The organism is Alkalibacter saccharofermentans DSM 14828, from assembly GCF_900128885.1.
In the GTDB taxonomy this organism is placed as follows: domain Bacteria; phylum Bacillota; class Clostridia; order Eubacteriales; family Alkalibacteraceae; genus Alkalibacter; species Alkalibacter saccharofermentans.
In genome coordinates this window covers 23783-37095 of sequence record NZ_FQTU01000003.1, presented here as the reverse complement: position 1 = coordinate 37095, position 13313 = coordinate 23783, and the positions used below count along the sequence as shown (strand labels likewise).

The following is a 13313-nucleotide window of genomic DNA, read 5'->3' as shown; positions in this document are numbered from 1 at the left end:
CCTCATGTTTTATATTTTTTATTTGTTGTTAATCGCTTTATTCAAAGCTTGATCCAAATCATAGATCAAGTCCTCCACGTCCTCTATTCCCACGGATAATCTTATCTGATCCGGCGTCACTCCTGCCGATATCTGTTCTTCTTCAGAAAGCTGAGCGTGTGTCGTGCTGGCAGGATGTATGACCAGTGACTTGGCATCTGCCACATTTGCCAGCAAAGAAAATATTTCAAGACTGTCGATGAATTTCTTTCCCGATTCAACTCCGCCTTTAATTCCAAATGTAAAGATCGAGCCTGTGCCTTTCGGGAAATACTTTTGGGCGAGCTCGTAGTATTTGCTATCCTCCAAGCTTGGATAATTCACCCAGGCTACTGCAGGATGGTCATTTAAAAATTCTATTATTTTTTTTGTGTTAGACACGTGCCTCTCAACTCTTAAAGACAAAGTTTCGAGTCCTTGAAGCAGTTGAAATGAATTAAACGGGCTAATAGCAGCGCCTGTATCTCTTAAAAGCTGTACCCTTGCTTTTATTATATATGCCAATGGACCAAGTGCCTCTACATATTTCACTCCATTATAGCTTGGGTCCGGCTCAGTCAGGCCCGGGAATTTTCCACTGCTTTCCCAATTGAAATTTCCTGAATCAACTATGACTCCTCCTATGGTAGTTCCGTGACCTCCGATGAATTTAGTAGCTGAGTGCACTACTATGTCCGCACCAAATTCAAATGGCCTTATAAGATAGGGTGTCCCAAATGTATTGTCAACTATAAGTGGTATATTATGAGCGTGAGCGATCTTTGCCACAGCTTCAATATCTATAAGGTTGATTCCAGGATTTCCTATTGACTCTATGAAGACTGCCTTTGTTTTTTCACTTATTGCTCTATTAAAATTTTCCGGATCGTCCGGGTCTACAAAAACCGTTTTAACTCCAAGCTTTGGCAATGTATAGGACAGCAGATTATATGTTCCGCCGTAAAGGGTGCTCGCCGCTACGATTTCATCCCCTGACTGAACAATGTTTAATATTGCGTATGTTATAGCTGCCGATCCCGAAGCTACCGCAAGAGCGCCGACACCACCCTCAAGAGCTGCTATTCTTTTTTCAAACACATCGCTTGTAGGATTCATGATCCGAGTATAAATATTTCCGAATTCCTTTAGGCCAAACAAGTTTGCTGCATGTTCTGCATCTTTAAAGACATAAGAAGTAGTTTGATAGATTGGTACCGCTCTAGATCCTGTCGTTGGGTCAGGTTCTTGACCTGCATGTACCTGTAGTGTGTCAAAACTCAATTTTCTCTCGCTCATGTAAATTCTCCTTTTAATTTTTATTTATTAGTTTTCTTATATGTTTAATGTATTTTAACTCTTTTTTGTCTTCATGTCAAGTCTTGCAATATAAAAACACCCTTTTTCAGGGTGTTTTTATAAATTTACCAATATTCCTAACTAATAGCTATAAGCGATTGTCATTTATGAATCGATAAACCCCGTCTTCATCATTGCTGAAAGTTATTTTATCCGCAACCTTCTTGACCTCATCCAGAGCATTACCCATCGCTACTCCAAGGCCTGCGCTTTCCAGCATGTCGATATCGTTGTAATTGTCCCCAAAAGCTATGGTTTCTTCCATTGATGTTTTGTACTTTTCGCATAGCGACTTCATTGCAGAAGACTTGGATGCATTCACAGACATTATTTCAAGGTATGTAGACTTTGATTTATACACTTTGATGCCAGTGAAATGATCGATCAGCGCTTTCTCCATATCCCTTATATCATATTGATTACCCATGCATAAAAGCTTATGGACCTTTATATCTCCCAGGATTGAAAAAGATTCCACCTGTTTTGATTTAACTTCCGTGATATTCTCTTCTTCAATAATCCAAGGATTCTTACTGTCCTCAGTGAACCATATATCCTCCGAGTAGAGGCTGACGCAAACACCAGGAAAAAAATTGCGTATGTAATGTGAAATTTCCAAAGCCTGTTGTAACTTTATAAAACGCTCGGATATCGTCGAACCCTCTTCATCCAACACTAAAGCTCCACTGTAAGCCACTATGGGGGAGTTTATCTCCAGCTCTTTAATAACTGTTCTTATACCGTTAGGCATTCTGGCAGAAACTAATATAAATGGTATTTTCATTCTTCCCAACTTTTTGACAACGTCTTTTGTCTTTTTGGATACTTTGTGATTTGAATCTAGAATAGTTCCGTCAATATCGCTAAAAATCATTTTATATTTGTCCATGTCTCCTCCACATATTGCAAAATATTTTCATATGCCTTTTTTTGCTCTTTCCAGTTCTGCAAGGTCAACTTTCTTCATTTTTAGAAACGCTTCAGTAACTCTTGCAACTTCATCCTTAGATCCCATATAAAACACCTCATCCATGCTTTCGGGTATTATTTGCCACGAAAGTCCGTATTTGTCCTTAATCCAACCGCACTGTTCAGCTTCCGGCACTGCCGAGAGCTTCTCCCAATAATAATCTATTTCATTTTGATCTTTGCACATAACTATAAGGGAAAGCGCTTCGTTGAAAGTAAAATCAGCTTCCATGGCATTATCCATGGCTACCAGCTCAGTTTGCAATAGCTCATAGGCTGCAAAATTCACTTTTGCCTTTTCATGCAGAGCTTCACTCTCGCCGTATTTGCTGATCATACCAATAGAAGAATCCGCAAATACTTCTGTATAAAATTTCACGGCTTCTTCTGCCATTCCACACACGCCGTTTGAGAATAAAAGACAAGGCTTTATACTTTGCTTTGGAAGCTCGCCTTCGATTTGCATCAACTGCCAAGTTAGCCCGTATCGGTCTTTGATCCACCCATACCATTTGCTAAAAGGATACTCCTCAAGGGGCATTAAAACTTCTCCGCCCTCTTGCAAGCTAGCCCAAATTGAATCTACTTCTTCCTTAGTACCTAGCGAAACCATAAATGAAATCGAGGGATTAACTTTAAAATAAGGCCCTGCGCTTATCGCTTGGCACCTTAATCCAAGAATTTCGAAATCTATTATTTCCGCATCTCCCGAAGGCGTCCCTGGAACGATCGCCGAACTTCTTATCTTAGAATTATCAAATATTTTTGTATAGAACTCAGCTGCTTCCCTAGCTTCTTTGTCAAACCACAAATGGGGCACTACTTTATTCATCATCTACATTTCCTTTCTAGTACATCTTTTAGAATACTTCATTACAATGATACCCTGTCAATAAGTAAATCAACCTTATTCTTGACGCAAAAAAGAACAAAGAGCTGATTAAATTTACAGCATTTCTTTGTTCTTTGTTTTATCTGAATTCATTAAATTAAACAATAATGTCACGCCACCAATAGTAGCGGCAATCCCTGATAGTATCAGATTTTTCTCATACGAATTCCTTTCGCTTGCTGTTGAATATTTCGACAATCTTTCTTGAACTATTTTGATTTTTAATTTTTTTGACTATTTCCCTGTCTGTTATAATCTTGTATATCCACTGGAATTCGTCTTTTGCTTCATCATTAAGGGCCAATAGTAGGATTATTGATACGAATCTGCCGTTACCCCAATCCACAGGGTCTTTTGGAATCATTATTCCAACTCCAGGCTTTATGACATCTTCACAGTAACCATGAGGGATTGCAAGCAAGTTTTCCGTGAAGGTGGGACACATGGATTCCCTTTGCAAAACGCCATCTAAATAGCTTTCATTTATATATCCTTTAATCAACATGTCCGAACACATGAATTTTATCGCTTCGTCCTTAGTGGCAATTTCTTTATTCATGTAGATTATCTCTTCCTTAAACAAGCTTTCTGCAACGCCACTATCATCAACATATTCCAAATCGTATATCTTTTGCCTGATAGCATCTGCGAAGCTCTTCAGTCCTTCTTCCTTTAAAATATCTGAAGCATAAGCGAATGCGACTCCCGGTTCGTAAACGTTTACCGTTCCTACGATAGCCAATAAATTGTACTTGTTTTTCAGTTCTTTGATTCGTTCTTCTATTTTTTTTGAATCGATCAGCCTCATTGATATCACTTTAATCTTCTTACCGAAAGACTCGATCTCTTTGGTTATCATTTCTCCAAGAGTTTTTGCCATTCCTTCTCCAGTGAAGCATATCGTTACAACAATCGATTCTTTTTTGCTATTAATTCTATCTATTCCTTGATTGTTTTCGCCCACCATTATCATTTTATCTTCTTGAAGTACTTTCGAAATGTAGGAAAGGTTAGCCTCCGGAAGCAGTGCCATCCTGGTGGCATCTAAAGCCATCAAAGTGTCTACTCTTCCAACTGTCAATGTTCTCACGCCGGTTTTCCTGGTAATCCTATTCCCAAAGGTCTCAAGCGAGCCCATATCTACGAGTATCAATACCCCTTTGCCGCTATCTGCTTCAACCACGGCATTTAAAGCCCGTTCAAAAGCTTCTTCAGGTTTTTCGTCCAGTGACATCTCCACAGACCTCACATGATCAACGCCCAACAATGTATTGGCTACATTCGCCATGCCACTTGCAATGCTGCCATGGGTCATTATTACTACGCCCACCTTATTTGTTGCTCTATCGCTATTTTTAGTGTAGTTTGATATATACATGGCAATAAACGCTATCTCTTCTTCCGGTATATCTATGGCATAGTTATTTTTTACTTCTTCTATCATTTTCTCTGCTAAAGCATACTCTATTATGTAGTGATCTCTCACGTAATCAAGCTTGGGGTTAAATATTTTCTGTCCATTGCGAATTCTGTTGATCGTAGCATTTATATGGGTTGCCAGGCAATAATAAAGAGTATCATCGATGTGATCAATTTCTTCCTGTGCGATTTTCATCATCTTTTGAACTGTATCTACAACCTTCTTGCCAACTATGCTTTCAATATCAACCTTTTTGTATTTATATTTATTAGCGTTTATGATATCAATCATATCTTTGATTTTATTTTCTAGATTTTCACTTATGACCTCTTCGATATCTTCGTCTTTGCATCCCTGTTCTTTGTAATAGATATACTGATTTTCAATATCTTTATAGATGTTTTCCTGGAAATCGTAAGCTGAGTTTTCTTGAGCTTTGAATTCAGTATCTTCATAATCGATATCTATTGTGATATCTCTGTGTACTATTCGCTCTATTTCCGCTCTGCTTGTCTTATTATAAGAAGTATCCTGGATTACGTGAGAAGGCAAAAATTCGGTGTCTATGGTTATTGCCTCTTCCGTCGACCCTGTAGTAATATATGAAAGAAGACCTCTTGCACAAACAACTTGAACGTCAGATCTTAACTGACCTATATTCCCTGTGCATTTATAGAACAACAAATCCCTTAAGACATTCCTTGTTATTAAAAGCGGTTTTTTGATTCTCTGCGCTTCATTTCTGAAAAAATTAATTATAATGTCGTACTTTTCATCAAGATCTCTTTCTTCCAACTTTGGCAGCTCAATAACCATTGGGATTCTTCTTCGAAAGGTAGTCAACAAATTCGTTTCAATATCCTCTGATGTGGCAGCTATTATCATCACATCAGCTCGCCTTGTTATATTGGTATCTCCCAGCCTACGATAATGTCCTTTATCAATCAATTGGAATAATATTTCTTGACCTTCACTTGGTAGCCTGTGTACCTCATCTAAGAACAGTATCCCTCCTGACGCGCTGTCAACCAGACCTGCTTTGTCTTCAACTGCTCCTGTAAACGCGCCTTTTACATATCCAAACAATTGAGATAAAAGCAGTTGAGGATTTTCGGAATAATCTGCACAGTTAAACACAACAAAGGGCAAGCTCTCTGCCCTTTTGTCCCTGACTATCAATGCAAACTTATGCATCACTTCTGCCATATGACTTTTCCCTACGCCCGTGGCACCAATGATCAATGTATGCAAGCCGTTTGGCGGATACAAAACAGCTGCCTTTGCTTGCTCTACTTTGTTTCTAAGACTTCCATTCCATCCAATTATAGACTCAAATACATTGCCGCTACCCTTGTTTTTGACACTGACCTCTTCATAATTTGTGCTTTCCTGCTTTACTTTTGGTTGAATGTTTTCATGGAGGTTTCCCCTTAAGTTGTGTTCGCTGATAATTTGAGCTACGCTATTTTTAGATATCTCGTACCCTTTTTCTTTCAGTTTTTCTGTTATAGTAATTATGCTTGATTGGGATCTCATCATTGAACTGATGTCGGACACCAGCAATCCCATCCTTCTTATTCTGGAATCATCAATATTGAGTTTTTTTCGAAGTATCGTTACGTTACTTCTAGTCATACCCAGCATTTTTGACAGCTGAGAATCCGTGTACGGATTTTTCTTGTCTTCATTCTCTATAAGTTGAAGTAACTTTTCCTTCACGTTAAACCTCCTAATAATCACATATACTCTAAGTGTTTATGGATTGACCTAGAACAATTTGAGCAGCTTCGTTGATCGACTCGGCTATTGTTGGATGAGCATTTATTGCTTCCATCAAATCACTGGCATTTGCTTTTTGCTGTATAGCTAATACACCTTCGGATATGATGTCCGTTGCCCGCTCTCCTGCAATATGAACGCCCAATATCTTTTCAGTCTTCTCATCTATGATAAGCTTTACAAAGCCCTCCGGTTTACCGATTGCATGCGCTTTCCCACTAGCCATAAAAGAAAACTTGCCTTGCTTTATTTTTATGCCGTTTTTTTGTGCCATTATATCTGTCACGCCTACGCTGGCAAGCTCCGGTTCTGTGTACACGCAAAAGGGTATGGCGTCATATTCCATGACATGACTGCTTCCCATGCAATTTTCAGCAGCAACAATTCCTTCATGAGTTGCCACATGGGCAAGTTTATATTCCCCGGTAATATCTCCAATAGCATAAATCTTTTCATCGGATGTCTCCATCTTTTCATTAACGATTATACTATATTTATTCGTGTTAATTATACTTAAATTGCCGTTTAACACGCTTAAATCGCCGATTCTTCCCGATGCATCCAAAACAACGTCCGTCTCTATTCCATCTTCTTTGCTCTCTTTACTTATTGTTACATTAATTGCATTGTCTTTTTTTTCAAGCCTTAAAACACTTGTATTTTTGTAAACTTCAATTTTCTTCTCTTTGAATTTTTTTTCGATAAATTTCGAAATGTCCGTGTCCATCTCCGGCAGCAGCCTATCTTTCATTTCTACCATTATTACCTTCGAACCTAAATTCGACATTATCTGAGCATACTCAATTCCAACTGCACCTCCGCCGATTATAAGCAGTCTCCCTGGTATTTGCTCGATATTTTGAAGCTGGTCAGTAGTTACCGCAAATTCCGTACCACCGGGAATGCTTAACCTGTTGGCAATTGACCCTGTTGCTATGATAATTTTTTTAGGACTTATTTCAACCAGATGTTCATCATTGTTTACAGTTACAAGATCATTCGATCTAAGAACCGCTTCTCCTTTAAGTAAAGCGACCTTGTTTTTCTTCAGCAGAAAGCCTATGCCGTTTCGAAGCTGGTCCACTGTTTTATCTTTTTTATCCATAAGTTGTTGCAGATCAAAACCTTCAAAAGACGCCTTAACCCCAAATTCAGCATAGTTTTTTAAAGCGCCAACAGCGTTAGAAGCGTGCAGCAAAACCTTGGTGGGAATGCAGCCTCTATTTAAGCAAGTTCCCCCTACTTGTTGTTTTTCAACTAATATTACACTTGCACCCAGCTGAGCTGCTCTGATTGCAGCAGCGTATCCACCAGGCCCGCCCCCCAACACCACCACGTCACAGTCCATATGTTTCTTTTCAATCATTTACATTCACACCCTTAACAATAGCATCTTCTTTGTTTATTTAACTAATTCGTCTAATTTTTCTTCAATAGATTTACTGAACATATCAAAAAATCTTGCAGCATATGCACCATCGATAATTCTATGATCTACAGCTAGAGTTATCACAGCGATATCTTGTATTTTTATCGATTCATCTTTATCAACGACCAGCTTCTTGTTTGCTTTTCCTACCGACAAGATTCCGCTTTCGGGAGGATTTATTATTGAAGTAAACTGATCCACATTGAGCATCCCCAGGTTGCTGATCGTAAATGTTCCACCTTCCAAATCACCTAACTTCAAAGCTCCTTCCTTAGCTTCGTTGACTATTCGCATGCGCTCTTTAGAAATCTCTGATATGTCTTTTTTGTCAGCTTCCTTTATTACGGGTACAACTAATCCGTTTTTGCCCTCTACTGCCAATCCGACATTCACAGATTCATTGATATTTATCACATCATCTACCAAAGATGCATTCACCATAGGAAATTCCTTTAAAGCTTTGGCTATTCCCCAAACGATGAAATCAGTTATCGTAGCTTTAACTTCTAGTTTGCTTTTCATTTCAATGCATTTTGTCATATTTACATTTCGCGTCAGATAGATATGTGGTCTATCCACATTGCTCTGAGTCAATCGCTTTGCTATAATCGCCCTTTGCCCTTCCAACTTTGATCCTTGTATGGGTTTATTTGAATCTAGGCTTTTTTCAATATCTTCAACTGTAATCATTCCGTCTTTGCCGCTGCCTTTTATCTGGCTGTAGTCTATATTCTTATCAGATGCCAGTTTCTTTGCCCTGGGAGCTATTGAAACCCTGTCAGATTTAGAAGCGTCGCTGGTATGCGGTTTAACCACTTCGGGCTCGATTTTTTCTTCCTTTTTGTCTTCTTCCTTTTTTTCTTCATCTGCCTCTTGTTCAGTTTCCAACGCTTCGCCTTCTTCACCTACCGCCAGAAGCTTTTCACCAACGGGTACCGTTTCGCCTTCTTCTATATAGATCTTTAATACAAATCCACTTTCTTCGCTTTCTACCCCTTGCGTTACTTTATCGGTTTCGACATCAAACAAAATGTCCCCTTTATTAATTTCGTCTCCTTCTTTTATGTACAACTTAACGATAGCACCCTCATCCATCGTCATGCCTAATTTAGGCAACTCAATTATCTTAGCCATACCGCCTTCCACCTTTCTGAGCAAGTCTGCCTGCTTCAAATTTATTAAATGGGAATAGCTGCCATTACAGCAACTATCCCCACCACTAATACTATAGGCCTAGCATCTCACCTATTTTAACCAATATCCATGTTATCGGATTTCCACCTTCTGACAAGCTTCCGATTAATTCAGCACCTTCCGGCAATTGGAACCCGGTTATTACCGCGATGTTTGTATGCGCTCCTGCCAATGCTGTAGCACACCAGAAGTATACTGCAAAGACCACTATGCAAGACAAGACTATGTGAAGTACATTTCCTTTAGCATAAGACGTCATTGGAATAACAAACCATGGTATTGCGACAAGGCTTGCTACTGCCAGCATTTGATTTCCTGGTATCAAAGACATGAATGTTACAATCGGTGTCAAAATCAAGATTGATGACAATGTAGCAGGATGACCCAAAATAGTAGATGCATCGATACCGATCCAAATTTTTCTGCCCTTCATATACTTTTGAGTAAACTCTGATGCCGCTCCTGAAATCGTTAACAAGCCTTCCATCAATACAGCGATCATCCTAGGTGTTAAAACCAATACTGCAGCCATCTGTATGCCCATAGTTATTACAGTTTGAGCTCCAAAACCAGCCATTATGCCTATTAGAACTCCAAGAAAAGCTCCTATTATTACCGGTTCTCCCAAAACTCCAAATCTATCTTGGATAGACTCTGGATCTGCATTTATATCTTTGATGACAGGAATCTTCTGAATTAGTTTAACAACAGGTATTCCAATCATTGCAGTTGGTATAACTGCTCCTGTTGGCCAAGATACTCCGGGCATTCCATAAAACTCTTGATAATTGGGTGCAACTATGTCCGCAACCTTCCAGCTGATGACCATATAGATCGCTGCTACCAATACGCTGAACCAAACATTTTCTGTCGCTCCATACGCCAGCGCACCAGCTGCTGCAAATGACCAGTAGTTCCAAAAGTCAATCATAAGGGTTTTAGTAAAACCTATGAAGAGCAAAGCGATATTTAGAACTATCGCTGTTATTATTATAAACCCTGTAACAGGCGAACCCCAGGCCATACCTATAAGCCCCCAACCAACGTCAACAATTTGAAGCTGCCAGCCAAACCTTTCTACCATCGCACTTGTTGCCGGTCCCATTACAGCTATCAACATGTCAACTACCAAGAACAATCCTGTAAAACCTACTGCCGAAGTTATTGCTGATCTAGCAGCTTTCCCGATTCCTACTTTAAAGACTACACCTAGTATGAATAGGGCAACCATCAGTATTCCTCCGCCACCTAATCCAGTTATCCACATGAATATCGAGTTAAACGTTTGCATTTCAAACCTCCCATTTATTTAATTGTTCATTCTAATACTAAATCAGATCTTACCTCATTCGCTTAAAATTTGCTTTATTTGTTCAATTACTTCTTGCTTTCCTACTCCCGATATAAACGCAACGCCGTTGACTGACGGACCGTTTAATTTAACAGTTGTCGGAGTCATCAGCACGTACAGATCGGCTCCCCCCATAGAAGTTGCGGTTTTAAGCTCCACAACACGTTTTTTAAGTATTTCTGCTTCTATTTTTAGTTCTTTGACAATTTTTTTAACTTCGTCTTCACCTGCAGTTGAAGTAGCAAAACCTGCTCCACATACGACGATAATTCTTTTTTTAGCCATTAAAAGCTCCCCCTTAAAATAATTTCTTATATATTAAACTTAGGCGCCTTAAGTTCAACATAGACTTAAATACAATTTTTATTCTTCTTCATCACTTTTATTCAGTTCATCCCTAATTAACTTCTCTAATTCTTGACAGTCTTTTGAATTGCTGAGCTTATTCATCAGTTCTGAATTTTGTACTATCTTCATCAACTTGACCAACATTTTAAGCTGCTCTTCATTTCTATTTACAGCCAACATGACAACTATTTTTACTTCTACGTCTTCTTGCGGACAATCCATTCTTTTAAATGCAATCGGCTTAAGAAGCTTAGTTACAACTATACTTGAATGATATATTTCTCCTTTTTCGCTATGAGGAATCGCAATAGACACAGGTTGGCAAAATATTCCTGTCGGAAACATCTCTTCTCTTTCAATTACAAATTCCCCATAATTCTTGTCCACCATTTTTCTGTCAGTCAGCATCTTTGACATCTGCTTAATCAATTCATATTTGTCGAGTGCCTTTGAAAACATACAGAGAATTTCCAACGAGTTTTCGCCACTCATATTATGCACTTTTTCCTTATTTTCCTTATGCACTGCCATCTGTGATATAACCTCCTTTGTCGCTTCCCCATAAACTGTCATAGATATTTCTCCTTAGTATTCCATTGCCTTTTTGATGCAATCGGCAATTCTTTCTTTGCTTGGAAGCACGTATTCCTCAAGATTCTGGGCATAAGGAATGGGTACATCCAGGGCACCGACAGTTAAAACAGGTGCATCTAGCTCTGTAAACATCTCTTCCATAACTCTGGCAGATATTTCTCTTGCAAAGCTGCAAGTGTTGTGAGCTTCGTTTACAACAACCAGCCTGTGGGTTTTCTCTACTGATTTTTTGATAGTTTCAAAATCAAAGGGAACCAAGGTTCTGGGATCGATAACTTCTATGCTAATTCCTTTTTCTTCTAACTCGTCTGCCAAGTCCATTACCATTTTCACCATATACGATGTGGCTACTACAGTTAAGTCTTTTCCTTCGCGCTTGATATCGGCGCAACCAAAAGGTATGGTATACTCTTCCTCGGGAACTTTACCCTTAACATTATAGATCATCTTGTGCTCTATGAACAGTACCGGGTTGTTGTCTCTTATTGCGCTTTTAAGAAGTCCTTTGAAGTCGAAGGGCGAAGAGGGCATTACTACTACCAGGCCGGGAATATGGGTGAATACAGCTTCTAAGCTTTGAGAATGCTGAGATCCGTTGCCTCTATATCCTCCCCCTTGGGTTCTTAATACCAGTGGGAGATTTACTCTTCCTCCTGTCATATACTGCCACTTTGCGGCTTGGTTCATAATCTGATCCATAGATACGCCTATGAAATCAAAATACGTTATCTCTGCTATTGTCCTTATTCCCAGCATTGATGATCCTATAGCCGTACCTACAATTGCCGACTCTGACAAAGGCGTGTTCCTGATTCTGTCCGGGCCAAATTTGTCATATAAACCACCAGTTACTTTAAGCGACCCCCCATATTGAGCTATATCCTCGCCAATCAGTATTACGCTGCTGTCTCTGTCCATCTCTTCGTTTATAGCTTCATTAATTGCCTGTCTGACCGAAATTGTTCTCATTTATGTCCCTCCTTTCCCAAGCGCTGCCGTACACGAACATATCCTCTGTTGCCGTGCTTAGGTCCGGGTCGCTGTCATTCAATGCAAACTCTACTGCTTCCTCCATAATCCCTTTGCACTCTTCATCTATCTTTTTCAACTCTTCCACAAGCTCCTGCTTGTTTTCTGATATCCATTTTTCAAATACCGCTATGGGCTCGTCTTTCCAGGCATCCTTGATTTCTTCTTTAGTTCTATATACTTCTGAGTCACCGGCATAGTGACCGGAAAGTCTATATGTTTTTGCTTCGATGAATACAGGTCCGTTGCCCTTAATGACATCTTCACGCATTTCAACAGCCGTCTTATAGACCTCATTTACATCGTTTCCGTCTATTGACACTGCCTTCATTCCATATGCTCTTGCTAATGCTGCGATGTCTTTTGCTGCAACGGTGTCTTTAGTGTTTGTGGAAATTGCCCACTGGTTGTTTTCGCATACAAATATAATTGGCAGATTCCAGACTGCCGCCATATTTAGACTTTCATGAAAGTTACCTTGACATATGGCCCCATCACCGAAGAAGCATACTATGACATTGTCTTTTTTATTAAGTTTTACAGCCAAGCCTGCTCCTACGGATATGGGCATTCCTCCTCCTACAATTCCGTTAGAACAAAGTATCCCTTCTTTGCTGTCCCCTATATGCATAGATCCGCCTTTTCCTTTGCAGTAACCGTGCTTTTTTCCTAAAAGTTCAGCCATCATGAAATTCGGATTAAGTCCTTTTGCTATGGAATGTCCGTGTCCTCTGTGCGTTGAAAGAATATAGTCTTCTTTATCAAGAACCTCGCATATTCCAGATGCTATTGCTTCCTCTCCTATATAAAGATGAGCAGAACCTCTTATCATATTTTTTCTATACAGGCTTTCAATCGCTTCTTCAAAATACCTGATCATTTTCATCGAACGATAAAGATTGCAGTATGTTTCAGACGTAATATTTATACTCAA

General features: G+C 39.4%; 11 protein-coding genes. All 11 read right to left on the bottom strand.

The features are described from left to right. Positions 1-18: 18 nt before the first annotated feature. Positions 19-1314, bottom strand: a complete 1296-nt coding sequence (locus BUB93_RS03130) for a homocysteine synthase (protein ID WP_073269624.1) — start codon at positions 1312-1314, stop codon at positions 19-21. 148 nt (positions 1315-1462) lie between these two features. Then, on the bottom strand, positions 1463-2263 hold the full coding sequence (locus tag BUB93_RS03125; RefSeq protein WP_073269623.1) for a Cof-type HAD-IIB family hydrolase: 801 nt from the start codon (positions 2261-2263) through the stop codon (positions 1463-1465). Between the two features lie 27 nt (positions 2264-2290). Further along, positions 2291-3178 carry a VOC family protein gene (locus BUB93_RS03120; protein WP_341465274.1) on the bottom strand — a complete coding sequence of 296 codons (888 nt, stop codon included), beginning with the start codon at positions 3176-3178 and terminating at the stop codon, positions 2291-2293. A 214-nt stretch (positions 3179-3392) separates the two neighbouring features. Continuing rightward, the gene (locus BUB93_RS03115; protein WP_073269621.1) at positions 3393-6374 is read right to left on the bottom strand and encodes a sigma 54-interacting transcriptional regulator; all 2982 of its coding nucleotides are present in this window, start codon (positions 6372-6374) and stop codon (positions 3393-3395) included. Positions 6375-6402: 28 nt separating this feature from the next. Continuing rightward, positions 6403-7800, bottom strand: coding sequence for a dihydrolipoyl dehydrogenase (gene lpdA / locus BUB93_RS03110; RefSeq protein ID WP_084116896.1), 1398 nt, complete (start codon positions 7798-7800; stop codon positions 6403-6405). Between the two features lie 36 nt (positions 7801-7836). Then, a complete protein-coding gene (locus BUB93_RS03105; protein ID WP_073269620.1) occupies positions 7837-8997 on the bottom strand; it encodes a dihydrolipoamide acetyltransferase family protein in 1161 nt (386 codons plus the stop codon). A 91-nt stretch (positions 8998-9088) separates the two neighbouring features. Next, positions 9089-10348, bottom strand: a complete 1260-nt coding sequence (locus BUB93_RS03100) for a PTS transporter subunit IIC (RefSeq protein ID WP_073269619.1) — start codon at positions 10346-10348, stop codon at positions 9089-9091. A 54-nt stretch (positions 10349-10402) separates the two neighbouring features. Continuing rightward, positions 10403-10693 (bottom strand): PTS sugar transporter subunit IIB, encoded by a 291-nt coding sequence (locus tag BUB93_RS03095; RefSeq protein ID WP_073269618.1) that lies wholly within the window; start codon positions 10691-10693, stop codon positions 10403-10405. Positions 10694-10771: 78 nt separating this feature from the next. After that, positions 10772-11329, bottom strand: a complete 558-nt coding sequence (locus BUB93_RS03090; RefSeq protein WP_073269617.1) for a PTS sugar transporter subunit IIA — start codon at positions 11327-11329, stop codon at positions 10772-10774. Between the two features lie 12 nt (positions 11330-11341). Next, positions 11342-12319, bottom strand: a complete 978-nt coding sequence (locus BUB93_RS11410) for an alpha-ketoacid dehydrogenase subunit beta (RefSeq protein ID WP_073269616.1) — start codon at positions 12317-12319, stop codon at positions 11342-11344. Then, a complete protein-coding gene (locus BUB93_RS11405) occupies positions 12288-13313 on the bottom strand; it encodes a thiamine pyrophosphate-dependent dehydrogenase E1 component subunit alpha (RefSeq protein WP_200789398.1) in 1026 nt (341 codons plus the stop codon). Before BUB93_RS11405 ends, BUB93_RS11410 begins: the two co-directional genes overlap by 32 nt.

Excerpts from the sequence above, each read along its gene's own strand:
- BUB93_RS03100 (WP_073269619.1), bottom strand. The coding sequence starts at position 10,348 with ATGCAAACGTTTAACTCGATATTCATGTGGATAACTGGATTAGGTGGC.
- BUB93_RS03130 (WP_073269624.1), bottom strand. The coding sequence starts at position 1,314 with ATGAGCGAGAGAAAATTGAGTTTTGACACACTACAGGTACATGCAGGT.
- BUB93_RS11410 (WP_073269616.1), bottom strand. The coding sequence starts at position 12,319 with ATGAGAACAATTTCGGTCAGACAGGCAATTAATGAAGCTATAAACGAA.
- BUB93_RS03095 (WP_073269618.1), bottom strand. The coding sequence starts at position 10,693 with ATGGCTAAAAAAAGAATTATCGTCGTATGTGGAGCAGGTTTTGCTACT.
- BUB93_RS03125 (WP_073269623.1), bottom strand. The coding sequence starts at position 2,263 with ATGGACAAATATAAAATGATTTTTAGCGATATTGACGGAACTATTCTA.
- BUB93_RS03120 (WP_341465274.1), bottom strand. The coding sequence starts at position 3,178 with ATGATGAATAAAGTAGTGCCCCATTTGTGGTTTGACAAAGAAGCTAGG.
- BUB93_RS03105 (WP_073269620.1), bottom strand. The coding sequence starts at position 8,997 with ATGGCTAAGATAATTGAGTTGCCTAAATTAGGCATGACGATGGATGAG.
- lpdA (WP_084116896.1), bottom strand. The coding sequence starts at position 7,800 with ATGATTGAAAAGAAACATATGGACTGTGACGTGGTGGTGTTGGGGGGC.
- BUB93_RS03090 (WP_073269617.1), bottom strand. The coding sequence starts at position 11,329 with ATGACAGTTTATGGGGAAGCGACAAAGGAGGTTATATCACAGATGGCA.